Genomic DNA, 25,983 nt, shown 5'->3' with positions numbered 1-25,983 from the left:
ATGCATGAACATATTTCACTTAAGTCCTGATGGATTACATGAATCGGAAAAGAGTGCTTTAAACCAAATAGAAAAAGCATTGCCGAATGAGTGGTACGGATTTTCATCGCTGGAAATGTTTGACCGTCAGGAAGGAACGTTTGAGACCGACTTAATTGTACTAACTCATGATCGAATCATAGTCGTAGAGTTGAAGCGGTGGTCAGGAAAGATTTATTCACAAAATAATCAGTGGGTATTGGACTGGGGAAATCGTCAGGAAACAAGAAAGCACCCATTAAAGCAGGTTAGAAGAGCTGCTCAAATATTAAATACGAAGATAGAAAAGAAACTCAACGGGAAAGTATTTAGTCCTTTTGTTGACCACTGTGTTGTTATGTGTGGAACTGCTGATATCAGCAGTTTACCTGATGACGAGAGGGATTTTGTTTTTTCAACTGACGAATTTATAAATATTTTCACTAAGAAGTACAGTAAATATTACCCAAAAACTTTTGGGAGGTTTGCAATTAGGAAGGAGTCAGATAAACCAAATAAAAACTACAAAGTTTGGAAAGCATTTTTTGCAAATAATAGCGTAGACTTCAAACCTAAAACATACAGCGTTAATAATTTTGCACAATCAGGCAAAGCGTTATTTACCCATCAAGACAGAATTTATGCGGAATTTCTAGGCCAACGGGTAGATGATAATAATTATAGAATGCTGATGCGGAAGTGGGATTTTGGGGCCCCCGCAATTGCTGAAAAAGCTCAAACTGCTGAAGAAAAAGTACTCATAGGTTACCGAGAATCAAGCGTACTTGGTTTTATTGACAATCAAGATGAAAGCTTGGTGGAGATTCATCTTGAGCTAAATTATATCCCGTCTAGAGAGGACATTAGTACCGATTTCGTCGAGTTGTATAAGTGGCCGGGTAATAGGCTAAGACTCGACGACTTCATGGCTAGACAAGGCAGTAAGTTAACAGATGAAGGTCGTATTGGCATTGTTAAAGTCTTGGCAAGTCATCTAGCTAGGCTTCATGAAATTGATGTAGCTCACAGAGATATCGGAAAACATAGTGTTTGGTTATCACTTCCCAGTAAAGTCACATTTTCAAACTTCCTAACGGCTTCTTATCCAAATCCGGATAATCAATCGGTCAGAACAGTTAGGGACATACTTAAATCTGGACGAGTCGAAATACCAGAAGACCTATATGAAGATAAAGATGGTACGCCTTTTACCAGAGACGTATATTTGGCGGGCGCTGTAGCGCACTATGTGATATATGGACATTGGCCTAAGAAGTTAGATGATGGAACCTATGGCTGGGTTGTTCCAGATAAAACCTTTCATAACGGATTGCTGGACCCTTGGTTAGACTGTTGTCTAGATCTTGAAGCCGGAAATCGCTTTGCAAACATGTCTGTGGCTCTAGATGAGCTAAATAGGCTTTTGGATAAGGTTGGAAAAAAGAGCGTAAACGCTTCTGAACTTGAGCAGTTTTTTACTGACACCAATGTTTATATGGAGTTCATGCCAACCCCTATTAAGCAAAAGTCAGCGACATCGGCGCTATTGCTCTCACAGGACCAAAAAATCGGGATATGTTTATGGCACGGTGTTAGTCAATTCAGCTCTGACAAGACCGTGAATATGGAACTGGCAACATTTTTAGAACGGATTAATTCGTTAAAAAATAGTTCTTTACAGTATCTGTTAAACATTAAAGAGTTTGGCTACAACCCTAGCATGCAAAGCTTGTTTGTAACTTATGAGTGGGTTGACGGACCTACGTGGGAACAATGGCTTGCAAAAATAGCTGACAAAGAAGCAGGTATAGCAAAATCGTTATCGTTGCTAAAGGCTCTAACTGCCTTACATCGCTCTCAATTCATACACGGTGACATTCATCCCAAAAATATTGTTTTGGCGGAAGCTGACTATGAGCCTGTCTTCATCGACATGTTTGAATATGAAACCATTGGGCAGTCTGGGCAGCCGTACAATACTAAATATCTACCTTCCAATTTTGAAAACATTTCGTTGGCGGCCAGAGACAGATTTGCAGTTGTAAAAATGATCGAAGAAATGGCGAGTAAATTTTCGCTACTACATCTAAAAAATTATTGTGCTGACTTAATGGGACTTGTCGAGATTTCAGAAGGAGAAATCTTTAGATTTATTGATGATTTCAATGAAATCGTCGAGCCAAAGCCGGTATCTCAGACAAGAAATTTTAACATAACAACTAGATATCTACCCAACTTTACAGTCTTTGAAGCTGATGATGACAAGTATTATCTTACTGTAAAGGCGGATGCTAAGGGCGATGATACGGTATTGAAAATTTTCATTTCCGGAGTGCGGCAACAAATTGACCTACACATAGATCCCGAAAACAAAGTTATCAAAAAGATGTATCCCCGTGAGTCAATTTCCCATCATAAGTTCATTAGCCAAAAAAGAAGATCTGACGCAGAGCTTGAAGGTAGGATCACTTTAACCAATGGACCTGCCCTGATTGCAGATGAGCTACTCAATAAATTGTTAGCGATAGAGCCAGTTCAAAAAGTCTTGAGTGAAATAAACTCTCAACAAAAAAGAAGCTCCCCAGAAGTTCGAGTAAAAAGAAAGATATTATCGCTAAAAAGTGTTCTGCAAAATGTTAGTAGCCGTGATATATGGCAGGCATTAGTGGAGACAGAGGATGAAATACTGCCAAAAGTTTCTGTGGCCCGCTCTCCAGTCATTCTGAATAAAAATGAAATAGTAGTTCGGTTTATCAAGGGAAGCCAAAATGTTGATTTTGACCTTTCACAGGAACGGGTTCACGTAAAACTTGATACTGGCTCGAAGATTATCCCTATTGGTCGGCTACTTGAAGTTGGCAAAGATACTTTACGAATTGGGAACATCAGAAGAGTCAACTTCGATATTGGTGATACACTCAAACTTGAGAGTAGTTTAGCCGCAGCATCATTAGCAAAGCGGCAAAAGGCTGTTGAAAATATTCTTAAAGATCGTGCAGTAATCCCTAAACTGGTTGATTACTTTGATATAAACAAGATCATCACTCCTCGTGTTTTAAGTGAAGAACCTACTGATGATGAACTAGATTTATACAATGTCTATACTGCTGATGGAAAACTAGAATTTTCATTAAATCCACAACAGAGAAGCGCATTTAAGAAGTTATTTAAATTTGGACCTGTCAGTTTGCTCCAAGGCCCTCCCGGAACAGGTAAAACTTCATTTATTAGCTCTTTTATTCATTTTGCTGCAACTAAAGGGGCTACTAAGATTCTTTTGGTTAGTCAATCTCATGAGGCAGTAAATAATGCAGCAGAAAAGGTAAGGAAACTATTTTCAGAACAGAACAATGAAGTAACGGTTGTACGGCTGGGCGATGAGCCAAACGTATCGACACCATTGTTGGATGTTCATGAAATGGCGTTGCAAGACCATTACAGAGAACTTTTTAGGGCTGAGTTTAAACTGAGATTGAAAGATATTGTTGCTCCGTTAGCATTGCCCGAACTGTTTGTCGATCTAGCAATAGAATTTGAGTCAAGCTTTGGAGTGAAAATCACCTCGATTGTAAAGGGCATTCAAAAATCCGATACAGAGGCTGCTGAAGTTCTGAAAAGGAATGAGCAGGGGCTAAGGGCCAAGTTAAGTGCATGGTTGGAGAGAAAAGGAATTGCTCCTCACAAGTTTGTTACTAATCCTCCAAACGAGCTGAGAAGAGGGTTCTATACAGAACTATCAAATTTATATGAAGTTTCTTCAGAAGACTCTATCAATAGGTTTCAACAGATAGTTGAATTATCGAAAGAATGGCTAGAAGTAATGTCATCGAGAAACGCTCATTTCCAAAACTTTCTAACAAAAACACGTACATTGGTTTGTGGTACTTGTGTTGGTATTGGCAGAAACCACTATGGGATTGGTGAAAACATTTATGATTGGGTAATAATCGATGAGGCGGCTAGATCAACTGCAAGTGAGATGGCAATCGCTATGCAAATTGGAAAGAGAGTATTGTTAGTTGGAGATCATAAGCAGCTACCGCCTTCTTATGAAGAGGAGCACCTGCTTGCCGCTCATAGAAAATTACCCAATGTATCAGTAGAGGCATTGGAACAAAGTGACTTTGAAAGGAGTTTTCATTCTTCTTATGGAAAGCAAATAGGTCAATCGTTGCTGACGCAATATCGAATGTTTAAGCCTATTGGGGAACTTGTATCCAACTGTTTTTATGAGGGACTACTTGAGACTGGGAAAGATGGTGCGAGCCAAGACCTTGATCTGGAAATGTTAAACTTTACAAGTGCGGTAACATGGTTAGATACCTCTTCTGCGGGTGATGACTCGTTCGAGAAAAAACCAACTCACTCTAGTTCGAATATCCACAGTGCCTACAACGATTATGAAGCGAATGTGATTGTGGATTTGATACAAAATCTGATTAATGGCAGCAACATCGAGTCAAGATTTATGGATGGGTTACAAGACGAAGCTCCAATAGGGGTCATATGTATGTATGCGGAGCAACAAAAGCATATGATTCGAAAGATAAATAGTTATTCTTGGTCTAGGTCATTACTGGAAAAACGGATTTTGAAAATTGACACGGTTGACAGTTATCAGGGTAAAGAGAATGACATCATAATTCTTTCACTAGTGAGGAATAATAGACATTTCTCTGAAGGGTTTCTGTCAAGTGAAAATAGAGCAAATGTCGCGCTATCTAGAGCAAAAGAAAGGCTGTTTATCGTTGGTGCCAGTCATATGTGGAGTAACAGAAATTCCAGCAGCGCGTTTGGTAGAGTTCTAAAGCACATTGAAAGTAGTGAAGATTGTCAGTTGGTTAGTGCTAATAAACTGAAGAAGGACATTGAATAATGGAGTTTATAATCAATGAGGCTACATTCTCACTACCCTGTCGTTCATTTGTTATTGATTACGCAGTTAGTGAAAGGCGCAAATTAGCAGTTGTCAAAGAGTTTACTATCCGCCTTCTTTATGCACTTAAAGGAATATCACCGGAGAGAGTGGCAAACTATTTCGGCTTTACTGTGGAGGAAACACAGATTGTTCTTGCCAGTTTACAAGAGGAAAGGCTTATTAAATGGGTGGATGGTCAAGTTGAGTTGACTACGTATGCCTATGACAGGTTTGAAGAAGTTAAAGGTAGAGCCGAGCCAAGATTTTTCGAAGTTGAAGACAAAGTTGATAGTGTTACATTTGATCTTCTGACATTTAAGCTGATTGCTGAAAGCTCTTCTGGGAGCATATCCCCAACAAATATGGAAATTCCTCTTCCAAATAATGCGATGAATAACTTAGTCAAAAAGGCAAAATCTGCATTTGACAAGCAATTCAATACATTTGTTGAAAAGCTGAAGGGGATAGATACTTATTCAAATCCAATAGAACTATACAAAATCAATCAGGTTTACAACCGAAACGACAGGTTGGTCCCTGTTAGGATTCAATATGTTGTTACTGACGAAACCGCAAGTGCCCCATCGATAAGGTATGTAGATGAATGGATGGAAGAATGGGATGAAGATAAGTCTCTTTATTCAGCAATCTGTGAGCAAACAGAGTCCGTCGGCATTGCGCAAACAAATATTGGGGTTGCTTTGGACGAATATGTATCGCTCACGAGAGACCCTATAATTCTTAATTTCTTTAGAAAAGATAGGTTTGATTTTTGTGCAGCTTTAAAGACTTTTGAATCAAATAAAGGTATCTTTGAACTTGAAACGAGAATGCTAGTTGGCAACTTCTATTTAGATCACAATCGCGAACTCATACATTCACTGCTGGACTATAAGTTCGGTAATGAAGCAAAGGTTCCCGGCAAAGGAATTCTTTGGAATATAGAGCCTTCAGATAAAGTTTGGGGTAGATGCCCTGACGCTGAATCATTCTTGCAATCTTTGGAACAGAGACTGGACGAGAGGAAGCGGCCTCTTCGAACAGTAATGACCATCAAAGTAAATTCCAAAAGCGACTCTTTCAAAGTTAAAGAACGATACGGAATTTTTAGATGTGATTTTCAAGGTTTGAATAAACATATTGGAAACAGTCAGGTTGAAATACTCCTAATTCCCGGTGTTTTGGTAGCTTGTTCTTTCCATTTTATTTTAGAGAACAATTACCCCTTAACTTTACCAATAGGGTTTGTAACAACTGCGGAAGATCGCATTACTAATGTTGAAAACGCACTTAGGCAGGCTCTCGGTAATCCAGCACATTCCAATGAATATTTCGAGAAGTTTGATGTTGAGAGGGACAATACTGTACTAGAGTCGAAGATTTTTAAAATTTTGGGTGGCTAGCAATTACTTTTATATAAATTAAATAGTTACGCAATTTTTAATAGGGCGATGCTAAGCCTAGCACGCCTTTCTGTGAAAGACTATTTTTTCATCAAATCTTGTGTTTTAGCTCCCAAGTAATATTGGCGTTACTGTTTGTGTATACAGTATTTTGTGCATGTTATAAATCATTAGGAACGGCCATGCATCTCGATTTGTCACCACTGTTACCGTTGGACGCCGTCAAAGATATTGAGTGGGTTGTAGATCAATTTGGATGTCGCTGTCCGAATATGCTTTGGCCCTTGTGGTTATACAAGGTAGATACCGACGCAACGTCTATCAATATTCTACAATCGGCTGCCCAGCGATTGGCAAGTTTCGGGTGTATTACTGCCACCCTGCGATTCGGATTGTATTGCTCACGATACTTTGAACACCACGGTAACGTGTTGAGTGACGAGGTGGCATTGTACTACTTACGGAAAAGTTTTAAAGCACTAGCCGTCGAACAGGGGACTCCCCTCAATTGGCTTCGAAACGCTGAAGGGTTTGAGTATGCGCTCGAACAGAAAGAGCTATTTTGGACACATGCGTGCGCAGTGTTCGCTCACCACGAATACGACCTAAATCCCTCACATGTAGATGACTCAATCGAATTCGCTTTCCACTTTTTGCTTAACAGGGACTGAAGATGAGTGACGACCAATTTGAAGACATTCTATTAGATGAAAACAGAGGCATCGCGCTTGTTGAAATATCGGCGCTAACGAAATACGAGAAGCAGTATCAACTTTAACTGCATAACTTTCATAGAATTTCTTGCGAGAAAAACTATCTCATTGACTGCTTGATCATCGAATTTACTGAGGGTCAGTTAAACCTGATATGTGAGGCGTGGAGTGCCTATCAATCGCGAACAAAAGATTAGCTACCCAAAGGGGGCACGAAATGAGAGATACAGCTATCACAAGGGTTTTTAGACAGATTTTGTGATGCATGGCTTGCACATCGCATGAATTGGGAGAGTCGAGAAGGTGAAACGCAAGATAATTAAACGGATTAAAACTCGGTTATCAATATGGCTGCGAAAATCCAAGGTAGTTGATATCCCGGAACCTAAATTCGACGGAAGCCAAATTACATATGACTCCATAGGCCAATCCAAGAAATTGGGCCAGCGTTGCTATCAGCAAAGACTACTCCGGCAGCAAAAGTTGAACCCACGGCAGCTTAAGAAACTAAGGAAAAAGCAGCGCATTTCGGGGCTGATTGGCAGCAAATTTGGCGGTATCTGCAAAGCCCCGATAAAGCCTGCCAAGGCTATTCTCATCAAAAAATAGCCATTTTTGATGAGAATAGTGACTCTATTTCAATCAGCGTAGTGATATGCTCAGTTACATTACCTTTTTTTTAATATTTTATTGGCGAGTATGGACTCGTCTGTATTCGTAGGATATCGAGTGTTTTTCAAAACAAAGCAGCAGTGTAAAATAATACGAGGAGCCGAAGATGAAGGTAATCGATGCTTCGTAGCTGACGACGAAGGGAATTTGTTGTTCAATTTTGACGAGACTTGGAGCGATGCTCAAGTTTGGAAGACTTTGGATATAGCTAATAAAGCTTATCATTATGGTTCACAGCAGCCGAATTATAGGCAAAAAATGCAAGATGCATTGACTCAAAAGATTGAGTTGCTAGAAGAGCGGCTAAAGGAAAAGGAAAATTCTGAAAAACTGCTTCAGGCGGTTTATAAAATTTCTGAGCTAACCAGCGATTCATCTATAGAAATCGATGACTTTTATCAGCAAATTCACGAAGTGGTCGGGGAATTAGTAGACGCCTCAAATTTCTACATCTGCAAGACAGATACCGCGGAGCGCAATTTAGACTTCGTATATTTCCGAGATGGTAATCATGCTAAGCATCCTTCGCGAGAAATGAGCGACGGGTTTACTGAGCTTGTCATTCGGTCTGGCAACACTGTGCTGCTGTCGCGCAAAGATATGGAAGATCTTTGTGCTAGAGGTATCACAAAAAAGAGAATAGGGGTTTCTGACTCTTGGCTCGGTGTGCCGCTTGTTCTATCGGATAAGATTGTTGGCGTTGTTGTAGTGCAAAGCTATGTGAATGGGTTTATGTACTCTAAAGCCGACGTTCATCTACTTACTTTCGTTTCACAACACGTTTCTACAGCAATTAAGAGACGTGAAGAGGCAGAGTTTGAAAGGCAGGAAAAGGTTAGGCTCGAATTCGCAGCCAAGCATGACGAATTGACCCAGTTACCTAATCGACAAGCGATTTATTCAGCAATCGATGTGTTGATGAATGGCATCGACGTTAATTGCAAAAGAGCATTTTCTGTTCTTTTCATAGATCTTGATGGATTCAAGCTGGTGAACGATAGCTTTGGTCATCAAGTGGGAGATAGCTTACTCATGATAGTTGCTAATAAGCTCAAATCTATTATTCGTACGGGAGACACGGTCGGACGACTGGGTGGTGATGAATTTATTATCGTGTTGAGTGATATGTTGGACAGAGAGCCAGCGTATGAGATTGCAAATCGAATTGTTAGTGCTTTCGCTAAGCCACTCAGAATTGAAGGATGTGAAGTGTCAGTTGGCGCAAGTATCGGTATAGCTCATAGCGACGCAGCTTACCAGAGTGCAGATGAGATCCTCCGGGCAGCAGATGAAGCAATGTATAATGCGAAAGCCCTTGGGAAAAATCGGTATCAAGAATTTGTGTAAATGATGAAATGGGCTTTGCCATTAACGTTTGAGAAAGACAATCAACAACTGTCATTATGGGTAACGCTTGAATTGCCGATGGTCTACACTTTAGATAGGCCAAATTAGAAAATGGAAAAGGGGGGGGAATGTCTAGCTTGACAAATATCGACATATCGCAACTCGTAAGTGCGGAGCTTAACTACGATTCAGACTCTCAAGCTTTACCATACCTCGTTGCCAGTGCGGCTAAAGGGATTAAAGTGATCGTCGGAGAAAGCGACTGGTTTTATGCTTTCTCAGAAAGCGCTTTAGGAGCGCTTATCGAAGATATAGTCACGCGACAACAAGTTGCCCTTTCATTCTTTGACGGTATGGAGTCATTTGAAAATAGTGAAAAAATTGGTCTGGCAATGTTAGACGAGCTGAAGCCGATGGCTTCACTTTATAGTAAAGAGGATATGAACGAAGTGGAATCATTAATAGCAAGAAAAAAGCAACGTTAAGCTTTTCTCCTCAGTGGACAAAACAACCTTTGTGTGCAGTATTATCAGATGTAGTATTACCAAGGGATACTGACGGTATAAGTACCAAGCGATTTTGTCGTAATCACATTAGCAGGACTCGGCGTATTTATGCAAACTCGTCTCAAATTTAGGGCGAGGTTGATTAATCGGGTTTTGCTCACTTAAATTATCCGGTGGCCTTTTTCGTCCAAAATTTTTTCTCCATCCTCTTTAAAATAAGGACTAGAAGGCCAGTTATCAAGTAGATCCAGAACAGCTTCACTTGGTCTGCATAACTTAACGCCTTTTGGCGAGCAGACGATAGGTCGATTGACTAACACCGGATGTTCAAGCATAGCGGCGATAAGTGCTTCATCAGTAACATTCTCGTCAAGCAAGCCCAGTTCTTGCGCTGGAGATTTCGTCGTTCTCAGTGCTTCACGAGGAGTCATATTCGCCGCCGCAAAAAGCCCCAAAAGCTGGTTTCGCGTCCAACCCTCTTTGACATACTCTACAATGACAGGTGCATAGCCTGCGTCTTGGATAATTTTGAGTACATTTCTTGATGTACCGCATTCGGGATTGTGGTGAATAACAATCATGCCATTTCCTTTAAATTCGCTTCTTTAATTCACAATAGTTTTTCGACAATCACTACATCGAGCCATTTGCCATTGAGCTGCCCATGACGCTCATATACTCCTACTTGCCTGAACCCCAGCTTTTTACACAGCGCTAAACTGGCGTGATTAAATGTGAATATGCGCGACAAAACTTTATTAAATCCGATATCTTTGGCACTTAATAGCAATGCAGCTAACAGCTTAGCACCCACTCCATTGCCCCTTGCGCTTTCAGAAATGTAGATAGAAAACTCAGCGATGGATCGGTAGCATTCGCGAGGTCGGTATTCTGTCAGTCTAGCAAAGCCTATTGCCTGATCTTCTGCTTCGGCGACGAGTACCGGATATTTATTTGGCATTGATAACCATTTCATAACGGTATCTTCTCGTCGTAGCTCAGTTTCAAATGTTGCAAGTCCCGACTTGATACCAGAATTGTAGATAAAACACAGCTCCGTTACATCGCCAAGCGTTGCTGCGCGGATGATCGTATTCACAGTATTAACGTCTCACTTTTTACATGATGCGCAGCCAATCAACAGTATTGTGCCGAAGTGGCTACGCCATGCAGTTTTACTCTATGCAAACCAATGACGTGTGCGGTTGGCAAACCATACCAGAGACAGCATCACTGGTACTTCAACCAATACACCCACGACAGTCGCCAATGCTGCGCCTGAATGTAGCCCAAATAACGAAATTGCCACTGCAACGGCTAACTCAAAAAAGTTTGATGTACCAATCATGCAGGCGGGAGCAGCGACGTTATGCGGCAGTTTCATTTGCTTTGCCATGAAGTAAGCGATAGCAAAAATGCCATAAGTCTGAATCAGCAAGGGTATGGCAATTAGCACAATCGCCTGAGGTTTCGCCAGTATGGTCTCTGACTGAAAGCCAAACAGTAAAACAACGGTTGCTAGTAAACCAATAATTGACCAAGGTTTCATCGTTGCTAAAAACTGATTGAGCCGTGAATGGTCATCTGCCTTATCCAGCTTTTTACGGGTTATTGCACCTGCAACAAGGGGAATAAGCACATACAATACTACTGACAGGAACAATGTATCCCAAGGTACGGTTATGTCAGTTACACCTAGCAGCATTCCGGCAATCGGCGCAAAGGCAAAGATCATGATAATGTCGTTAATGGATACTTGTACCAGTGTGTAGTTCGCATCACCCTTGGTGAGCTGACTCCAGACAAATACCATAGCGGTACATGGCGCAACACCGAGTAAAATCATGCCTGCTATGTATTCAGTTGCCGTTTGTGGGTCTACCCAGTCAGCAAACAATCCTTTAAAGAACAGCCAGCCAAGAAATGCCATTGTGAATGGCTTAATTAACCAGTTAATCACCAGTGTAAGGGCAAGACCTTTTGGCTTTTTGCCGACATCTTTCAGTGAAGAAAAGTCAATCTGTACCATCATGGGATAAATCATTAACCAGATAAGTACCGCAATGACTAAATTAACGTGCGCATACTCAATACTAGCGATAACAGCAAATGCATCAGGTGCGACGCTGCCCAAAAAGATACCGACCACGATGGCAATACCCACCCATACCGACAAATAGCGTTCAAATAAACCCATAAATCCTCCTTAAATTGAACGCTGATTCACGCGCTGGCTTAACTGCTCAGCCGACTCAACACGTTCAGAATACCTGTCTACGAAATAGTCTTTATTGTTCCTGAGTAATAAAGTGAACTTCATCAGCTCTTCCATCACATCAACAATGCGATTGTAATAAGAAGAAGCTTTCATTCTGTCGTTCTCGTCAAACTCAAGAAACGCTTTTGCCACACTAGACTGATTTGGGATAGTAACCATGCGCATCCAGCGACCAAGAACACGCAACTGATTTACAACATTAAACGACTGTGAACCGCCGCAAACTTGCATTACAGCGAGAGTTTTCCCTTGCGTAGGGCGCACGGCACCAATACTCAGCGGCACCCAGTCAATCTGACTTTTGAAAATACTGGTCATCGAGCCATGACGCTCAGGTGAGCACCATACTTGCCCCTCTGACCACATCATGAGGTCTCTGAGTTCTTTCACCTTGGGATGATTTTCATCTTCTGTGTCAGTTTGTGGTAGCCCTTGGGGATTAAAGATTTTTACCTCTGCGCCCATTCGCGTTAGTAGGCGAGCGCATTCTTCAATTACAAGGCGACTGAATGAGCGTTTACGTAGTGATCCGTAAAGCAGAAGAATTCGCGGTGCATGGTCTACCTGTGTACTCTGGCACTTCTCAAACGTTGGAATATCGAACTGTGTTTCATCAATATTCGGAAGGGTGATGTCCTGAGTCATTACCTACTGCGCCCCTAGTTTTGCTAGTTCGGATTTAAGCTCTGCTGGAGTAAGGTTTTTCTCAGCTATTGGAATTAATTTGTTAACCCGCTCAGTAATCTCGGCAATACACGCACGGAAGCCCTCGGCTTTTTCTTCCTCACTCCCTTCAATTTTAGAAGGATCAGCCAATCCCCAATGAACTTTGACAGAATTGCCAAACCATACAGGACAGGCTTCTCCGGCAGCAGAGTCACAAACAGTCACAACCACGTCAGGTTTGAAATCCTCAAACTCGTCCCATGATTGACTTTGCAGGCCGTCAACAGAAATGTTGGCCTCTTTCAGGTAATGGATAGAGAGTGGATGAACCACGCCTGAGGGCTGGCTTCCCGCACTTTTTGCAATAATACGGTCACCAGCCACATGATTAGTGATAGCTTCAGATAAGATACTTCTACAACGGTTATGCGTGCAGATATAAAGAATTTTCATGTAAGTTCCTTGTAATTAGCAGGATGAAACTTGTTGTTTTGAGGCATTCAGTTTCGACAGAGCGTCTAAAAAATAGTCGTTATTGTTGTCAGCAGTTTGGCTGATAACCGCTTTGGCCCAATCAGGTAGCTGCTTATGAAGTTGGTAATACACCCATTTGCCGCGACGCTCGTCCTGTAAAATATTGCATTTGCGTAACTCAGCTAAATGACGTGAAACTTTTGGCTGGTCAAGATCAAGCGCAGCCATCAGATCGCACACGCAAGCTTCTTCGAGTTGATTGATAATCAGAACAGATTTCAATCTGGTGTCATCAGACATACATTTGAAAAATTGTAGTGGACTCATATTTCACATACCTCAAAACATATATGTGAAATATAGTATATGTGAATTTTCATATGTCAATGCTGCAATAGCGTTATGTTGTGCTTATCGATTGTGAACGTGTAATCCGCAAGGCTACGGTGTTCATCTTCTGTCTAAGCCATATGCCGCGTACTCCATTGGAACTAATGTCAAACCCAAACTCAGCGTTTATTTGTCTAGCCACTTTTTGTTGGCCGAGGTGGGGATTAGCGAGTGAGAAATTCACTACCGTATGTTCAATACTGGTATCGACACAATTCTTGTGCCTTAACTCAGTCGTTTCTTGACGTTTTAGCGACTCGATCCCACCTTGCTTTATCAGTTTACGATGGCGGTAAATAGTATCGCGGGAGACGCCGCTAAGGCGGGACGCTTCTGCCACATTTCCAAGCCTGTCAGCCAGTGCCAATACTTCAAGCTTCTTCTGGATCTCATGGTCTTCCGAGGACACTTTTTCAGGCTCAGTGACTGCTGTTACCTGTAGCTTCCGTCCGGCGAAGAAAGCGTCGAATCGCTTATTTTTTCCAGTACGGATTTCAATTTTTTGATTTGCGATTGAGTGCTTAAGCGGTGAATCGATGAAGTAGAGTTTTCCCCTGTAACTAAACGTGTGGTCGTTACGGATTTTCCGGTAGACTTTGGTGATGCAGATATCATAAAGATTGGTGTAGCGTGTTACAGGCGTATACTCAGTGTCTGATGTTCTTGATTTCACGACCAAGTTTTTACGCCAGAACTGGGGAATGAAGACGTGTTGGAGGTAGCTATTCGCGCCAGCCATGTCAGTAATCTTGTTGAGTCGTAGCTCCGGTATCAACCTGTCTTGCAAGGTATCGAAGGCACGTTCAATCCTACCTTTGCCCTGAGGAGAGCTGGCGAAGATGATTTCAATCCCCAACTCCTCACATGCCCGTTGCATCTGAGAGAAGTTGCAGCGTTTGGGGCCACCGAAGATACCCGCTCGGTCAACATACAGGGTTTTAAATAAACCGAATTTCTCTACGACTGAGCGCATTACTTTCATACACCCTTCAGTCGTTTCTGACGGAAAGAATTCAGCGTGGATATCGCTGTTTGCATCGTCAATCATCGCGATTAAACACGACTTGTTATCACCGAACCAACGATGTGTGCTGCCATCCATTTGCAGCATTAATCCGGGCGCATCCATCCGTTCCCTGCGTTTGTGAACACGGCTGCGTCTACGTTTGGCTCGTTTAACATGATGGATATCATGTGCCCATTTACGCAGTGTCTCGCGCTTAACAACAATGTGTTCGTGAGTCTCAAGCATCTCGGCGAGGTGCAACAAGTTCAGGTCATAGTATTTCTCGCGGATTAGCGACTGAACTTGCTGCTTAAGGCTGTCAGGCGTTTTATTAACTGGCTCGCTGCCTGTGTTTCCATGAACAACGAACTGTAACCCTTGGCTTCGGTAACGCTGCAAATACCGTTCAACAGTACGTCTGGATTTATTGAGGAGCTTAGTGGCATTGGCTATCGTAATTTTACGCTCAGCCACTTTCGCGATGACATCAACTGTCAATTGAGCTTTGGAATTCAACACAATCATCCTTAGCGTTCCTCAAATGCACAAACAAAACATTCAAAGAACACGGTTAAAGATAACCGTCAATTTCCCTTGGTAATTAGCGACTACGACAGAATCGCTTGGTAATTAAAGTACGACAAAATCGCTTGGTGTTAACATGTGATCAGATGTAGTAGCTCATATCTAATCTGACACTTCTGTTCGATAATTTCGACCTAATCTGACATGCAGCAAAAGACAAATTGCAGACCTTCAGAAGGTTGATATCGGACTTACTATTTGTGCCATTAGCAGACGTTAAGATTTATTGCAGCAACTACTTCCTTCTTGAATAGGTGGGCACTTAACAGTCCCAAAAGAGCAATAAACGCAACAATCACCTATTAAAGGCTTGAGTAGCGCTTTGCATCCCTCACATTCGTAATACCACTGGCAAGCGTTTGTTGGCATGGTCTCGACCTTACTAAAGCCGCACTCGGGACAAGTAATCTTAGATTCCAATTCTATACCTCGCATACGGGTTCCTTAACTGGCTTAACGACATCCAATACTGACATAAATACCATCCATGTGATCCCAAAGTAAAATAAGTAAGTGCTCCAGTCGTATTGCCACAGTGGATAAAGAGTCAGCAATACTGCAATTGGGCCAATTACACTTAATATGCCCCTTACCACATGCTTATGTTGATACCAGTTGTACGAGTTGACCAATAAAGCGAGCGCAGCAAACAATGGTAATAAAGTATTAACCGCTATTCCTTCAAAATGTGATAGAAAACCAAGCCCTAAAGCTGATGCTAGTGAACCAAGTGCGGGGAAACATGCTGTGCAGCTAAGTGCGGCTAGCCAAACGCCACCAGAGCCTACTTTATCTAGAATTTTATTCATCATAATTACCTCTACTTTTGAGGTAGTCTAAACTCCGTACATAGGTACGGAGTCAATAGTTAATTGAGCGAATTGATTATTGGGCAGGAATTAGGGTCATGGTTGGCTTTACAAGAATTTGTCATATCTTGAATCACATGTTCTAGCCGCTGCAAAATAGCAATTTTCTCTCGAATCAACTTAAGTTTTTGTAATCCCATCGATTCGACATCAGCGCAGTTTCCACTCATCGTCATGAGCGAAGCGACTTCATCAAGTGTAAAGCCCAAGGCTTTAGCTTTTAATATGAATTTAAGTTGACTCACATGGGTGTCGTCATACATGCGATAACCACTATCAGGTTTTAGTGGCTGTACGATAAGTCCTTTACGTTCATAAAATCGGATTGTTTCTACGCTAATGTCTAGTTCTTTAGCCAGCGTTCCAATGGTTTTCATAAGCGGATTCTCTAAAACAATTAGCATTATTCTATCATTATTAGACAAGTGCTGAACTTCCGTTAATCGCACACTAAACCAATTGATTTATCATACTGCAAGTGTCTGCAATACGTACACAAGAGACTGTCAGGCTTGATTCAGCTCGATCAATGAAAGTGTCAGATTGAGTTGTGACTAATCCATATCAGATGAATCGCCACTGCTAACCTAGACACTTCCTAGCCGTAGGAAATGACGTTTTCCATACACTAGTATTCTCTCGAAGCATGATTATATAGAGCGGTTCGAAAGGTTATCGTTTCCCTTAGCGGGTTATTTTGATGATTCCGCTACACTGCCAGCAAGGGCTATATCTCAGCCGATAAGTATTTTGTCACATTTGTCTACCTGCAATACAATGTCTCCTGAAATGATCGAGAGGTTCGAGTGCTCATCAGAACGCATGTTTTATTCAATTGAGTCTGAGTATTTTATACAGACGGTATTATCCAGTCATAAATTAACAGGTAGTCACCTAAACATTTTCTAAATATTCGAATTATCACTGAAAAGCAGAACGCATAAACCTGAATCGAACGCTTCACGCTTGATTTAATTATTCTTTTAAAAGCAATGACTTAAATTCAGTCTCGCAGTTGGCGCCGATCTCAAATTTAATGTCGTTGTACAGATCATAGTATCGTGTCTTCATATTTTTTTCATTTAGACGTCTAGACGTAAAGATGTTGATTTGTTCTGTGGTAATTGGCAAGATAGGCGTCTGGCCTTGTTTTGTTTAAATTGCATCAGGAATCGTTATGCCAATCAGAATCCCCGGTGATTTACCTGCTCTAACTGTGCTAAGCGAAGAGAATATCTTTGTGATGGATGACGAGCGGGCGGTTAATCAGGATATTCGTCCGCTGGAAGTGGGAATATTGAATCTGATGCCGAATAAAATCGAGACAGAAGTACAGATTTTGCGGCTGTTATCCAATACGCCGCTACAAATCAATATTGACCTGATCCGTATCGATAATCAGGCACCCAAAAATACCCCTAAAGCCCATATGGATAATTTTTATCATCAGTTCGAGCAGGTGGTAAACAAAAAGTATGACGGGCTGATTGTGACTGGTGCACCGCTGGCGCTACTGGATTATCAGGATGTGAAATACTGGGACAAAATGCAGGTGGTGATGGACTGGGCCCGGCGTCACGTGCAGTCGACTATGTTTCTGTGTTGGGCGGCCCATGCGGCGCTGTATCACTATTTCGGGTTGAACCGTAAGCTGAACGAACAAAAGCTCTGCGGTGTGTTTCCTCATCAGGTTAATTTTGAACATGACGAACTGATGCGCGGTTTTGATCCGGTTTTTTATGCGCCGCATTCCCGTTACGGTGAGATCAGCATGGCGGATTACCAGTCAGTTCCCGAGCTGAATATTTTGGCCAGTTCTGAACGTACCGGTGCGCATATTGTGGCTTCAAAAGACAAGCGTCTGGTGTTTGTTACCGGCCATCCGGAATACGACCCGGACACACTGGATCAGGAATATCAGCGTGATCAGCGTGAAGGGCTGAACCCCAGCTTGCCCGAAAGCTATTATCTGAATGACGATCCGGCACAGCCACCCATGGTGACCTGGCGTTCGCACGGTACACTGTTATATACCAACTGGTTAAACTACTATGTCTATCAGACCACACCATACGATTTGTCTGATATTAAATAATCCCGATTTCACAGAGGTTTATCTTGCAACAAACTGAACATTTACTTAAACAAGCGCTGGCTGATCGTATCCTGATCCTTGATGGGGCAATGGGCACCATGATTCAGCGCCATAAGCTGGAAGAAGCCGATTATCGCGGTGAACGCTATGCGGACTGGCATACCGATATTAAAGGTAACAATGACTTGTTGGTGCTTACCCAGCCGGAGATTATTTTTGATATCCACTGCCAGTATCTGGAAGCGGGTGCGGACATTATCGAGACTAATACGTTTAACGCGACGACCATCTCGATGGCCGACTATGAAATGCAAGCCTTGTCTAAAGAGATTAATCTGGAAGCGGCCAAGTTGGCGCGCAAGGCGGCAGACCAGTACAGCACGGCGGATAAACCCCGTTTTGTCGCCGGAGTATTGGGCCCAACCAGCAAGACCGCCTCGATTTCACCGGATGTAAACGACCCTGGCTACCGTAATATTTACTTTGATCAGCTGGTTGAAGCCTATATGGAATCCACTCATGCCCTGATCGAAGGCGGTTCGGATATTATTCTGATTGAGACCATTTTTGATACGCTCAACGCCAAGGCGGCGGCATTTGCGGTTGAACAGGTGTTTGAACAGCTGGGCGCACAATTGCCGGTAATGATTTCCGGCACCATTACTGACGCCTCGGGACGCACTTTATCAGGACAAACCGCCGAAGCGTTTTATTATTCATTACGTCATATCAACCCCATTTCATTTGGTCTTAATTGTGCATTGGGGCCGGACCTGTTACGCCAATATGTGCAGGAATTGTCGGACGTAGCAGAGTGTTTCATTTCTGCGCATCCTAACGCTGGCTTACCCAACGAATTTGGTGAGTACGATATGGAAGGTGATGAAATGGCGATGCATATTAAAGAATGGGCCGAATCCGGATTATTGAATATTGTGGGTGGTTGTTGTGGTACCTCACCTGAGCATATTCAGGCTATAGCTGATGCTGTTGCAGGTGTTGCTCCACGTCAAATTCCCGAGCGCGAAATCAGAATGCGTTTATCCGGCCTTGAACCGTTCGTCGCGTAGGAAGTGTAATGATGCAGCAAACAGCCAGTTTTATTAATGTCGGTGAACGTACTAATGTAACCGGCTCTGCCATGTTTAAACGCCTGATTATGGAAGGCGACTTTGATACCGCGTTGGACGTCGCCCGTCAGCAAGTCGAAAACGGTGCACAGATCATCGATATCAACATGGACGAGGCCATGTTGGACTCCGAAGCCGCAATGCAACGCTTTTTGCATTTAATTGCTTCGGAACCGGATATTTCTCGAGTCCCCATTATGCTCGACAGCTCTAAATGGAGTGTGATTGAAGCCGGGCTCAAATGCGTACAAGGCAAGGCGATTGTTAATTCCATCAGTTTAAAAGAAGGCGAAGAGGCTTTTCTGCATCATGCCAAACTGGTCAAGCGTTATGGTGCGGCGGCGGTGGTAATGGCCTTTGATGAAACCGGTCAGGCCGATACCGAAGATCGCAAATATGAAATCTGCGAACGCAGCTATAAACTGCTGACCGAAAAAATCCAGTTCCCACCAGAAGATATCATCTTTGATCCGAATATTTTTGCCGTAGCCACCGGGATTGAAGAGCACAACAATTATGCGGTGGACTTTATCAATGCCACCCGCCGTATCAAGCAGAATCTGCCGCATTGCCATATATCTGGCGGACTATCCAATGTGTCGTTTTCGTTTCGTGGCAATAACCCGGTGCGCGAGGCGATGCATTCTGTGTTTTTGTATCATGCCATCAAAGCCGGTATGGATATGGGGATTGTGAATGCGGGTCAATTGGCGGTGTATACCGATATCCCTGAAGAGCTGAAAGAAGCGGTTGAAGATGTCATTCTCAATCGTCGTGATGATGCTACCGACCGTCTGTTGGATATGGCACCCAGATATAAAGGCGATGGTAAAGAAGTCGCCAAGGCGACGCTGGAATGGCGCCAATGGCCGGTAAACAAGCGTCTCGAACATGCGTTAGTTAAAGGGATTACCGATTTCATTGAAGAAGATACCGAAGCCGCGCGACTGCAAGCCGACAAACCACTGCATGTGATTGAAGGGCCATTGATGGATGGCATGAATGTCGTCGGGGATCTATTTGGCGAAGGAAAAATGTTTTTACCCCAGGTGGTTAAATCCGCCCGGGTAATGAAACGGGCAGTCGCCTACCTTGAGCCTTTTATTGAGCTGGAAAAAGATGCCGGCAGTAGCAACGGTAAAATTTTGCTCGCCACGGTTAAGGGTGATGTGCATGACATTGGTAAAAATATTGTCGGTGTGGTGCTGCAGTGTAATAACTTCGAAATTATCGATTTAGGGGTAATGGTATCCTGCGAGAAAATTCTGCAAACTGCCCGCGATGAAAAAGTCGATATGATCGGTTTGTCCGGTTTGATTACCCCGTCGCTGGACGAAATGGTGCATGTGGCCAAAGAAATGCAGCGTCAGAATTTTGATTTGCCTCTGCTGATTGGCGGCGCCACTACGTCCAAGGCGCATACCGCGGTGAAAATTGAACAAAATTATCAGCATCCGGTGGCTTACGTGCCCAATGCATCAAGAGCGGTAGGGGTTTGTCAGCGTTTAATTACCGCCGAGAATCGTGCCACTTACGCGGCAGAGCTAAGTAAAGAATACGATAAAGTACGTGAACAACATGCGCGCAAACAGCCACGGAGTAAACCGGTAGGCTTGATGCAGGCTCGCGCCAATAAATTCCCGCTCGATTTCAGTGACTATCAACCCGTCACACCTAAACAGCTAGGCGTACAGCCTGTTGAAGTCAGCCTGGATACATTGCGCGACTATATAGACTGGACACCGTTTTTCCTTACCTGGTCCCTGGCAGGAAAATATCCTCGCATTTTAGATGATGAAGTGGTGGGCGAGGAAGCGAAAAAGCTATTTGCTGATGCGAACGCGCTGATGGATCAGGTGATTGAATCCGGTGAATTAAAAGCCAAAGGGGTGATGGGCTTATTCCCGGCCAATGCGGTGGGTGACGATATAGAAGTCTATACAGATGAAAGTCGTAATGTGATCAGGTTGGTTAGCCATCACTTACGTCAGCAAACCGAAAAACCGAAAGGGGCCAATTATTGTTTAAGCGACTTTGTGGCCGAAAAATCTTCCGGCGTACAGGATTATATTGGTGCCTTTGCGGTAACGGCAGGCATTGGTGAAGATGAACTGGCTGAACGTTATAAAGCCCAGATGGATGATTATAATGCCATTATGGTCAAGGCCATTGCTGATCGACTGGCCGAAGCTTTTGCCGAATATTTGCACCTTAAAGTACGTAAGGAAATCTGGGCATATGCTCCTGATGAGCAACTGGCCAACGAAGATTTGATTCGCGAAAAATATCAGGGTATTCGCCCGGCTCCCGGTTATGCGGCGTGTCCTGAGCATACTGAGAAACAGGCGATATGGGATTTGCTTGATGCCGAAAAACATACCGGTATGAAGCTGACATCCAGCTATGCCATGTGGCCGGGAGCGGCGGTCTCTGGCTGGTATTTTGCGCATCCGGATTGCCGTTATTTTGCGGTGGCGCAAATTCAGCAAGACCAACTGGAAGATTATGCTCAACGTAAGGGTTGGGACCTGGAAACAGCAGAACGCTGGTTAGCACCTAATCTGACTATGTAAACAAACCGTTTATGTCAATCTTTGACATAAACGGAGGACTATCTAATAATTTAGTCAAAATATGGTGGCGATAGTGGAGTTGCCTGAGATGAATTTGAATATTACCCCCGAGCTGGAGCAATTTATACGAGAGAGAACTGCTTCTGGTGATTACAATAATGCTAGTGAAGTGGTGCGTGAAGCGTTACGTTTATTAAAACGTCAGGAAGCGCATTATGCCTTGAGTATGGAGAATTTACGTGGTGCTTGTGCTGTGGGGGATAACGCTATTGCCAATGGTGATTTTGTTGAGTTGAACTCAGCAACAGAACTGAATGCCTTTTTTGCCAAGCTTTAGAGCGCTTCGGTTATCAGTACCTGCCGGACAGGATCTACAAAAGATTGCTGACCATACTCTCCAACAATGGGGATCAATTCAACAACAAAATTACCTGAATGCGCTACAACAGGCATTATGGTTGTTATGTTCAGAACCGAAACTCGGTATTGCCAGAAACGATATATTACAGGGTATTTATCTATACCCTGTTGGACGACACCGTATTGTGTATCGAATAACACCCCGACACTTGGTTGTTCTGCGAGTATTGCATCAAAGTATGTTAGTGGAAAAACATATCAAATGACCATTAAACTGTTTGATAAACAACTGTTTACACAGCTTGCCCAAGCGGCGCTGGATAGTCCGCGCTTGCGCAGTAATCATAACGTGCATGACAACCTGGACGAACCGGTGCAAAGGCTGTTTATCACCTTGCAGCCAGATTCTTATGTGCGCCCGCATCGCCATAGTCATAAAGACAAGTGGGAATTTTTCTTTATGGTCAGTGGTGAATTGTCGTTTCTTATTTTCGATCAACAGGGTGAGCTACAACAGCGCCATCAGTTAAGCGCCGATGGCGAGTTACGCGGGCTGGAAATCCCCTATAATACTTGGCATGCTGTTGTGGCTGGCGACAAACCCGCCACATTTTTTGAGGTCAAACAAGGCCCTTACCAGCCAATGGATGACAAAGATTTTGCCCATTGGTCTCCGGCAGAGAATGATATTGGCGTTAACCAGTTTGTTTTACAGCTTAAAAAATTAACCCCAGGGGAGCGCATTAATATTGAATAACCGCCCTTTCAGTCAGGCCTGTGAAAATAACAAGCAGCCAATTTTGGACAAGCTTAAGCAGCATTTCGACAATGTTAGCCAAGTGCTGGAAATTGGCTCAGGCACCGGGCAACATGCGGTATTCTTTGCTCGTCATTTAGCTCATTTACACTGGCATACCAGCGATATGCCGGAGAATCATGCGGGAATTAACCAGTGGCTGGAAGCCTTTCCTGCTGATAATTTGCATCCGCCGCTTAACTTTACCCTGGGTGTCGATAGTTGGCCCTGCCCGCAAGCCGATGCGGTTTTCACCGCTAACACCACCCACATTATGCAACCGGATGAAGCACGGCTGATGCTGCAAATGATCGCTGAAAACCTGCCTGAATCGGGATTATTTTGCCAATATGGCCCGTTTAATCTTGATGGCGACTACACCAGCGACAGTAACCGTCAATTTGATCGCTATCTGCAATCACAGGGCTGTGGCGGGCTTTGGGATATTGCTGATTTACAGGCTGTGACAGACCAAATTAACCTGATTGAACGCTATCAACTCCCTGCTAACAATATGCTGTTAGTCTGGCAAAAGCAGACGCATTGATGGATTGGCAACAATGGTTCGACGGCTTTGCAGGCGCGTCACCCGTTGAATGGATAGCCACTTTGTGTGGTTTTGTCTGTGTTTATCTATTGATTCAGCGCAATATCTGGAGCTTCGCTTTTGGCTTTGTGCAAGTCAGTTTATATGCCTGGATTTTTTTCGGGGTCAAGCTGTATTCGGACATGTTATTGCACCTGTTTTATATGGGATTTCAGATCTATGGGTGGCGGGTTTGGTCAAAATCAGCCGACGATCACGGCAATATCACTCCAGATCGAGGCACGTTTAAACAATATATGCTGTGGGTACTGGTCGCTCTGGTTGCGAGCGCGGCGTTGGGCAATGTGATGGCAAACGCAACGGATGCCAGTTTTCCCTATGCTGATGCTTTTACCACTTGTGCCAGTCTGGTGGCGCAATGGTTGTTGTCACACAGGAAGTTATTTAACTGGTTGTTCTGGATAGTGGTTGATGTGGTGGCGATTACAATTTACTGGCAAAAGGGATTGTATCCAACGTCCGCTTTATATCTATGCTTTCTGGTTATGTCGTCTGTGGGTCAGTGGCGTTGGTGGCTAAGTTATTTTCATGGCGCCGCGTCAGTTGATGTCGACACTAAACAAACCGGGTTTAATCAATAGCCTTGATTAAACCCGGTTGGAACTTATGCCTGTTCATCCTGAAAAATGTCTTCTATCGCCATGTTAAATAGGCGTGACGCTTTGAAGGCCAAAGGCAAACTGGGATCAAACTTGCCTTTTTCGATGGCATTGATTGTTTGACGCGATACTTCCAGCGCGTTGGCCAAATCAGCCTGGGTCCAGTCACGCTCGGCGCGTAATACCTTTAATCGGTTTTTCATTGATATTTTCTCATGCCGATAAAGATACTGGCCAGATAGGTCAATCCTATTGCGATCACCAGAAAGCCTATTTCTGCATCACCGCTGATCACATTGTTGATATCCAGATTGGAATAAACCAGTCCTCCGACAACCGCCATTCCCAGCGAAATCCCCATTGCTTCCAGTTGGATTTTCTGTTGCATTTCATCCAGGCTGCGCAAGTGATTCTTGTTAGCGATAATCATACCTATCCCGAAAAAAGCATTGACTGCGATAGCGACGATGGTAAGCGTCTCGTTGCCCGCCCAGACATACTTGGGGGCAAACGTCGCGACCGCCATGGATAACACCCAGGCGGCGGTCCAGTACGCCAGCTTAACCGAATTAGCTTTGATCTTGTGCTGCCATTCATCTGTTTTTATTGCGTTCATAAGTATATTTCCTTTGTCTTTAAGTAAAGTAAGCTTGACTAAATATAAACTCAAAAATCTCAAAGTCAAGCATGCTTTACAAAAAGTTCTATTTTGTTTACTTGGTAGTCTCGGCAAAAAATGAATTGATCAATCAGTTGGTGCGGTTTTATAGGGCAGCAGGCTTTGAGCCTGCTGTTTGTAAAGGGCTAATTGACTGGATTCTTGAACAACAAAATGTGCCACGGCATCGTGAAAGGCGGGCTCGGTTAATTTATGTGCTGAATAGCACCAGACCGGTTCAAAGCCACGCAGAATTTTGTGCTCACCCTGCGTGCCGGGGTTAAACAACTCTAGCCGGTTTGCTATGCAATATTCGATACCCTGATAAAAGCAGCATTCAAAATGCAACGCATCGATTTCCTGCAGGCACCCCCAATAGCGCCCGTATAGTGTTGATTGATCATGTAAAAACAGGGCGGCGGCGACGGGCTTGGTATGTTGACGGGCTAACACCAACATCAGCTTGTCCGGCATGGACTGGCGCAGTTGCTGGAAAAAGCCTTCGCTCAGATAACCCGCATGGCCACTGCGTTTAAGGTAGGTAGATTGGTAGCATTGATAGAAGTAATGCATTTCCTGTTCTGAAATGCTTTGCCCGTCAATTCGAGTCACTTCAACCTGCGCATCCACAACACGTTTACGTTCCCGTTTAATACTCTTGCGCTTGCGTGACGTACAGAGCGCCAAAAAGTCGTCAAAGCTTTGGTAATCATGGTTAAACCAGTGGAATTGTACCGATTTTCTTAGCACATAGCCGGCTTGTTGCAGGGACTGAAGTTGTGACTCAGCAACAAACAGCCAGTGCATGGAAGACAACCCATGCTGTTGCAAATAGCCATCGATTGCATCGAATATTTGTTGCGTTTGTTCACCGGAAAGTGGTTTGCTGCTGATTAAGCGCTGGCCGGGAACAGGCGTAAACGGGATCGCCGCCAGCAGTTTTGGATAATAGTTAAGCTTGTGGCGTTGATAAGCCTCGGCCCAGGCGAAATCAAATACATACTCGCCATAGCTATGGGTTTTAATATAGCAGGGGGCAAACGCCAGCAACCGGCCATTTTCATAAGCGGTCAAATAGCGGGGAAGCCAGCCACTGTCTGCACCAACACAATATTGCTGCTCTAATGCCAGGAAAAAACCATGATCCAGAAAAGGGCTCTGGTTGTGTTCTAGCTGGTTAAATTCACTGACAGTAATAGTGTCGATATGATGGATAAAGCGAATATCCAGCGTTGGTTTGTCTTTTTTAGTGAGTTCTGCCGACGTCATAAAAGATAGATTCACAACTAGCCTGTCAAAGTCTGACCTATTACACTGAGC

25 protein-coding genes are annotated in these 25,983 nt (G+C 43.4%); 12 read left to right on the top strand and 13 right to left on the bottom strand.

Going from position 1 to position 25,983, the window contains the following annotated elements; genetic code table 11:
- Positions 1 to 4 precede the first annotated feature (4 nt).
- The 4 genes from V1467_RS15470 (at position 5) to V1467_RS15455 (ending at position 9,556) form a co-directional block, all read left to right on the top strand.
- Entirely contained in the window at positions 5 to 4,894 is a 4,890-nt protein-coding gene (locus V1467_RS15470) for an AAA domain-containing protein (RefSeq protein ID WP_416305871.1), read from the top strand.
- Positions 4,894 to 6,339, top strand: a complete 1,446-nt coding sequence (locus V1467_RS15465; RefSeq protein ID WP_416305870.1) for a hypothetical protein — start codon at positions 4,894 to 4,896, stop codon at positions 6,337 to 6,339. Before V1467_RS15470 ends, V1467_RS15465 begins: the two co-directional genes overlap by 1 nt.
- A gap of 1,442 nt (positions 6,340 to 7,781) precedes the next feature.
- Positions 7,782 to 9,071 carry a diguanylate cyclase domain-containing protein gene (locus V1467_RS15460; protein ID WP_416305869.1) on the top strand — a complete coding sequence of 430 codons (1,290 nt, stop codon included), beginning with the start codon at positions 7,782 to 7,784 and terminating at the stop codon, positions 9,069 to 9,071.
- 128 nt (positions 9,072 to 9,199) lie between these two features.
- The gene (locus V1467_RS15455) at positions 9,200 to 9,556 is read left to right on the top strand and encodes a hypothetical protein (protein ID WP_416305868.1); all 357 of its coding nucleotides are present in this window, start codon (positions 9,200 to 9,202) and stop codon (positions 9,554 to 9,556) included.
- Between the two features lie 182 nt (positions 9,557 to 9,738).
- Here V1467_RS15455 and arsC read toward each other — a convergent pair whose 3' ends face one another.
- From arsC to V1467_RS15405, 10 genes are all read right to left on the bottom strand, one after another.
- Positions 9,739 to 10,158 (bottom strand): arsenate reductase (glutaredoxin), encoded by a 420-nt coding sequence (arsC, locus tag V1467_RS15450; RefSeq protein WP_416305867.1) that lies wholly within the window; start codon positions 10,156 to 10,158, stop codon positions 9,739 to 9,741.
- A gap of 29 nt (positions 10,159 to 10,187) precedes the next feature.
- Complete coding sequence (locus tag V1467_RS15445; RefSeq protein ID WP_416305866.1) at positions 10,188 to 10,676, bottom strand: arsinothricin resistance N-acetyltransferase ArsN1 family A; 489 nt, start codon at positions 10,674 to 10,676, stop codon at positions 10,188 to 10,190.
- An 81-nt stretch (positions 10,677 to 10,757) separates the two neighbouring features.
- Positions 10,758 to 11,774, bottom strand: a complete 1,017-nt coding sequence (arsB, locus tag V1467_RS15440; protein ID WP_416305865.1) for an ACR3 family arsenite efflux transporter — start codon at positions 11,772 to 11,774, stop codon at positions 10,758 to 10,760.
- Between the two features lie 9 nt (positions 11,775 to 11,783).
- Positions 11,784 to 12,500 (bottom strand): arsenical resistance protein ArsH, encoded by a 717-nt coding sequence (gene arsH, locus V1467_RS15435; protein ID WP_416305864.1) that lies wholly within the window; start codon positions 12,498 to 12,500, stop codon positions 11,784 to 11,786.
- A 3-nt stretch (positions 12,501 to 12,503) separates the two neighbouring features.
- Positions 12,504 to 12,974, bottom strand: coding sequence for an arsenate reductase ArsC (locus V1467_RS15430; protein ID WP_416305863.1), 471 nt, complete (start codon positions 12,972 to 12,974; stop codon positions 12,504 to 12,506).
- A gap of 15 nt (positions 12,975 to 12,989) precedes the next feature.
- Positions 12,990 to 13,322, bottom strand: a complete 333-nt coding sequence (locus V1467_RS15425; RefSeq protein ID WP_416305862.1) for a metalloregulator ArsR/SmtB family transcription factor — start codon at positions 13,320 to 13,322, stop codon at positions 12,990 to 12,992.
- A gap of 73 nt (positions 13,323 to 13,395) precedes the next feature.
- Positions 13,396 to 14,916 (bottom strand): ISNCY family transposase, encoded by a 1,521-nt coding sequence (locus V1467_RS15420; protein ID WP_416305861.1) that lies wholly within the window; start codon positions 14,914 to 14,916, stop codon positions 13,396 to 13,398.
- Positions 14,917 to 15,192: 276 nt separating this feature from the next.
- On the bottom strand, positions 15,193 to 15,411 hold the full coding sequence (locus tag V1467_RS15415) for a GDCCVxC domain-containing (seleno)protein (RefSeq protein WP_080590288.1): 219 nt from the start codon (positions 15,409 to 15,411) through the stop codon (positions 15,193 to 15,195).
- The gene (gene merC, locus V1467_RS15410; protein WP_044556817.1) at positions 15,399 to 15,788 is read right to left on the bottom strand and encodes an organomercurial transporter MerC; all 390 of its coding nucleotides are present in this window, start codon (positions 15,786 to 15,788) and stop codon (positions 15,399 to 15,401) included. Before merC ends, V1467_RS15415 begins: the two co-directional genes overlap by 13 nt.
- Positions 15,789 to 15,844: 56 nt before the next feature.
- Entirely contained in the window at positions 15,845 to 16,222 is a 378-nt protein-coding gene (locus V1467_RS15405; RefSeq protein ID WP_044557005.1) for a MerR family transcriptional regulator, read from the bottom strand.
- Between the two features lie 800 nt (positions 16,223 to 17,022).
- On the opposite strand from V1467_RS15405, the gene metA reads away from it, so the two are divergent.
- The 8 genes from metA (at position 17,023) to pnuC (ending at position 23,987) form a co-directional block, all read left to right on the top strand.
- Complete coding sequence (gene metA, locus V1467_RS15400; RefSeq protein WP_416305860.1) at positions 17,023 to 17,940, top strand: homoserine O-succinyltransferase MetA; 918 nt, start codon at positions 17,023 to 17,025, stop codon at positions 17,938 to 17,940.
- A gap of 23 nt (positions 17,941 to 17,963) precedes the next feature.
- Entirely contained in the window at positions 17,964 to 19,010 is a 1,047-nt protein-coding gene (locus tag V1467_RS15395; RefSeq protein ID WP_416305859.1) for a homocysteine S-methyltransferase family protein, read from the top strand.
- A gap of 8 nt (positions 19,011 to 19,018) precedes the next feature.
- Positions 19,019 to 21,643 carry a methionine synthase gene (gene metH, locus V1467_RS15390; protein ID WP_416305858.1) on the top strand — a complete coding sequence of 875 codons (2,625 nt, stop codon included), beginning with the start codon at positions 19,019 to 19,021 and terminating at the stop codon, positions 21,641 to 21,643.
- A gap of 88 nt (positions 21,644 to 21,731) precedes the next feature.
- The gene (locus V1467_RS15385; RefSeq protein ID WP_416305857.1) at positions 21,732 to 21,980 is read left to right on the top strand and encodes a type II toxin-antitoxin system ParD family antitoxin; all 249 of its coding nucleotides are present in this window, start codon (positions 21,732 to 21,734) and stop codon (positions 21,978 to 21,980) included.
- A complete protein-coding gene (locus tag V1467_RS15380; protein WP_416305856.1) occupies positions 21,958 to 22,269 on the top strand; it encodes a type II toxin-antitoxin system RelE/ParE family toxin in 312 nt (103 codons plus the stop codon). The genes V1467_RS15385 and V1467_RS15380 overlap by 23 nt, the downstream gene beginning before the upstream one ends.
- A complete protein-coding gene (locus tag V1467_RS15375; protein ID WP_416305855.1) occupies positions 22,266 to 22,760 on the top strand; it encodes a WbuC family cupin fold metalloprotein in 495 nt (164 codons plus the stop codon). Before V1467_RS15380 ends, V1467_RS15375 begins: the two co-directional genes overlap by 4 nt.
- On the top strand, positions 22,753 to 23,346 hold the full coding sequence (locus V1467_RS15370) for a DUF938 domain-containing protein (RefSeq protein WP_416305854.1): 594 nt from the start codon (positions 22,753 to 22,755) through the stop codon (positions 23,344 to 23,346). Before V1467_RS15375 ends, V1467_RS15370 begins: the two co-directional genes overlap by 8 nt.
- Positions 23,346 to 23,987 carry a nicotinamide riboside transporter PnuC gene (gene pnuC / locus V1467_RS15365; protein WP_416305853.1) on the top strand — a complete coding sequence of 214 codons (642 nt, stop codon included), beginning with the start codon at positions 23,346 to 23,348 and terminating at the stop codon, positions 23,985 to 23,987. Before V1467_RS15370 ends, pnuC begins: the two co-directional genes overlap by 1 nt.
- A 23-nt stretch (positions 23,988 to 24,010) precedes the next feature.
- Here pnuC and V1467_RS15360 read toward each other — a convergent pair whose 3' ends face one another.
- The 3 genes from V1467_RS15360 to V1467_RS15350 all read right to left on the bottom strand — a co-directional run bounded on the left by V1467_RS15360 (position 24,011) and on the right by V1467_RS15350 (position 25,947).
- Positions 24,011 to 24,208: a helix-turn-helix transcriptional regulator gene (locus V1467_RS15360; RefSeq protein ID WP_416305852.1), complete on the bottom strand. Its 198-nt coding sequence runs from the start codon at positions 24,206 to 24,208 to the stop codon at positions 24,011 to 24,013.
- Positions 24,205 to 24,621, bottom strand: a complete 417-nt coding sequence (locus tag V1467_RS15355; RefSeq protein ID WP_416305851.1) for a hypothetical protein — start codon at positions 24,619 to 24,621, stop codon at positions 24,205 to 24,207. Before V1467_RS15355 ends, V1467_RS15360 begins: the two co-directional genes overlap by 4 nt.
- A gap of 129 nt (positions 24,622 to 24,750) precedes the next feature.
- Positions 24,751 to 25,947, bottom strand: a complete 1,197-nt coding sequence (locus V1467_RS15350) for a GNAT family N-acetyltransferase (protein ID WP_416305850.1) — start codon at positions 25,945 to 25,947, stop codon at positions 24,751 to 24,753.
- Between the last annotated feature and the right edge of the window lie 36 nt (positions 25,948 to 25,983).

The organism is Neptunicella plasticusilytica, from assembly GCF_047922965.1.
GTDB classification, from domain to species: domain Bacteria; phylum Pseudomonadota; class Gammaproteobacteria; order Enterobacterales; family Alteromonadaceae; genus Neptunicella; species Neptunicella plasticusilytica.
This window is presented reverse-complemented; position numbering and strand designations above follow the sequence as displayed.

Coding starts and splice junctions, on each gene's coding strand:
- V1467_RS15355 (WP_416305851.1), bottom strand. CDS start 24,621: ATGAACGCAATAAAAACAGATGAATGGCAGCACAAGATCAAAGCTAAT.
- pnuC (WP_416305853.1), top strand. CDS start 23,346: ATGGATTGGCAACAATGGTTCGACGGCTTTGCAGGCGCGTCACCCGTT.
- arsC (WP_416305867.1), bottom strand. CDS start 10,158: ATGATTGTTATTCACCACAATCCCGAATGCGGTACATCAAGAAATGTA.
- V1467_RS15455 (WP_416305868.1), top strand. CDS start 9,200: ATGTCTAGCTTGACAAATATCGACATATCGCAACTCGTAAGTGCGGAG.
- V1467_RS15375 (WP_416305855.1), top strand. CDS start 22,266: ATGACCATTAAACTGTTTGATAAACAACTGTTTACACAGCTTGCCCAA.
- arsH (WP_416305864.1), bottom strand. CDS start 12,500: ATGACTCAGGACATCACCCTTCCGAATATTGATGAAACACAGTTCGAT.
- V1467_RS15415 (WP_080590288.1), bottom strand. CDS start 15,411: ATGCGAGGTATAGAATTGGAATCTAAGATTACTTGTCCCGAGTGCGGC.
- merC (WP_044556817.1), bottom strand. CDS start 15,788: ATGATGAATAAAATTCTAGATAAAGTAGGCTCTGGTGGCGTTTGGCTA.
- V1467_RS15380 (WP_416305856.1), top strand. CDS start 21,958: ATGCCTTTTTTGCCAAGCTTTAGAGCGCTTCGGTTATCAGTACCTGCC.
- metH (WP_416305858.1), top strand. CDS start 19,019: ATGATGCAGCAAACAGCCAGTTTTATTAATGTCGGTGAACGTACTAAT.
- V1467_RS15465 (WP_416305870.1), top strand. CDS start 4,894: ATGGAGTTTATAATCAATGAGGCTACATTCTCACTACCCTGTCGTTCA.
- metA (WP_416305860.1), top strand. CDS start 17,023: ATGCCAATCAGAATCCCCGGTGATTTACCTGCTCTAACTGTGCTAAGC.
- V1467_RS15405 (WP_044557005.1), bottom strand. CDS start 16,222: ATGAAAACCATTGGAACGCTGGCTAAAGAACTAGACATTAGCGTAGAA.
- V1467_RS15420 (WP_416305861.1), bottom strand. CDS start 14,916: ATGATTGTGTTGAATTCCAAAGCTCAATTGACAGTTGATGTCATCGCG.
- V1467_RS15385 (WP_416305857.1), top strand. CDS start 21,732: ATGAATTTGAATATTACCCCCGAGCTGGAGCAATTTATACGAGAGAGA.
- V1467_RS15430 (WP_416305863.1), bottom strand. CDS start 12,974: ATGAAAATTCTTTATATCTGCACGCATAACCGTTGTAGAAGTATCTTA.
- V1467_RS15360 (WP_416305852.1), bottom strand. CDS start 24,208: ATGAAAAACCGATTAAAGGTATTACGCGCCGAGCGTGACTGGACCCAG.
- arsB (WP_416305865.1), bottom strand. CDS start 11,774: ATGGGTTTATTTGAACGCTATTTGTCGGTATGGGTGGGTATTGCCATC.
- V1467_RS15470 (WP_416305871.1), top strand. CDS start 5: ATGAACATATTTCACTTAAGTCCTGATGGATTACATGAATCGGAAAAG.
- V1467_RS15425 (WP_416305862.1), bottom strand. CDS start 13,322: ATGAGTCCACTACAATTTTTCAAATGTATGTCTGATGACACCAGATTG.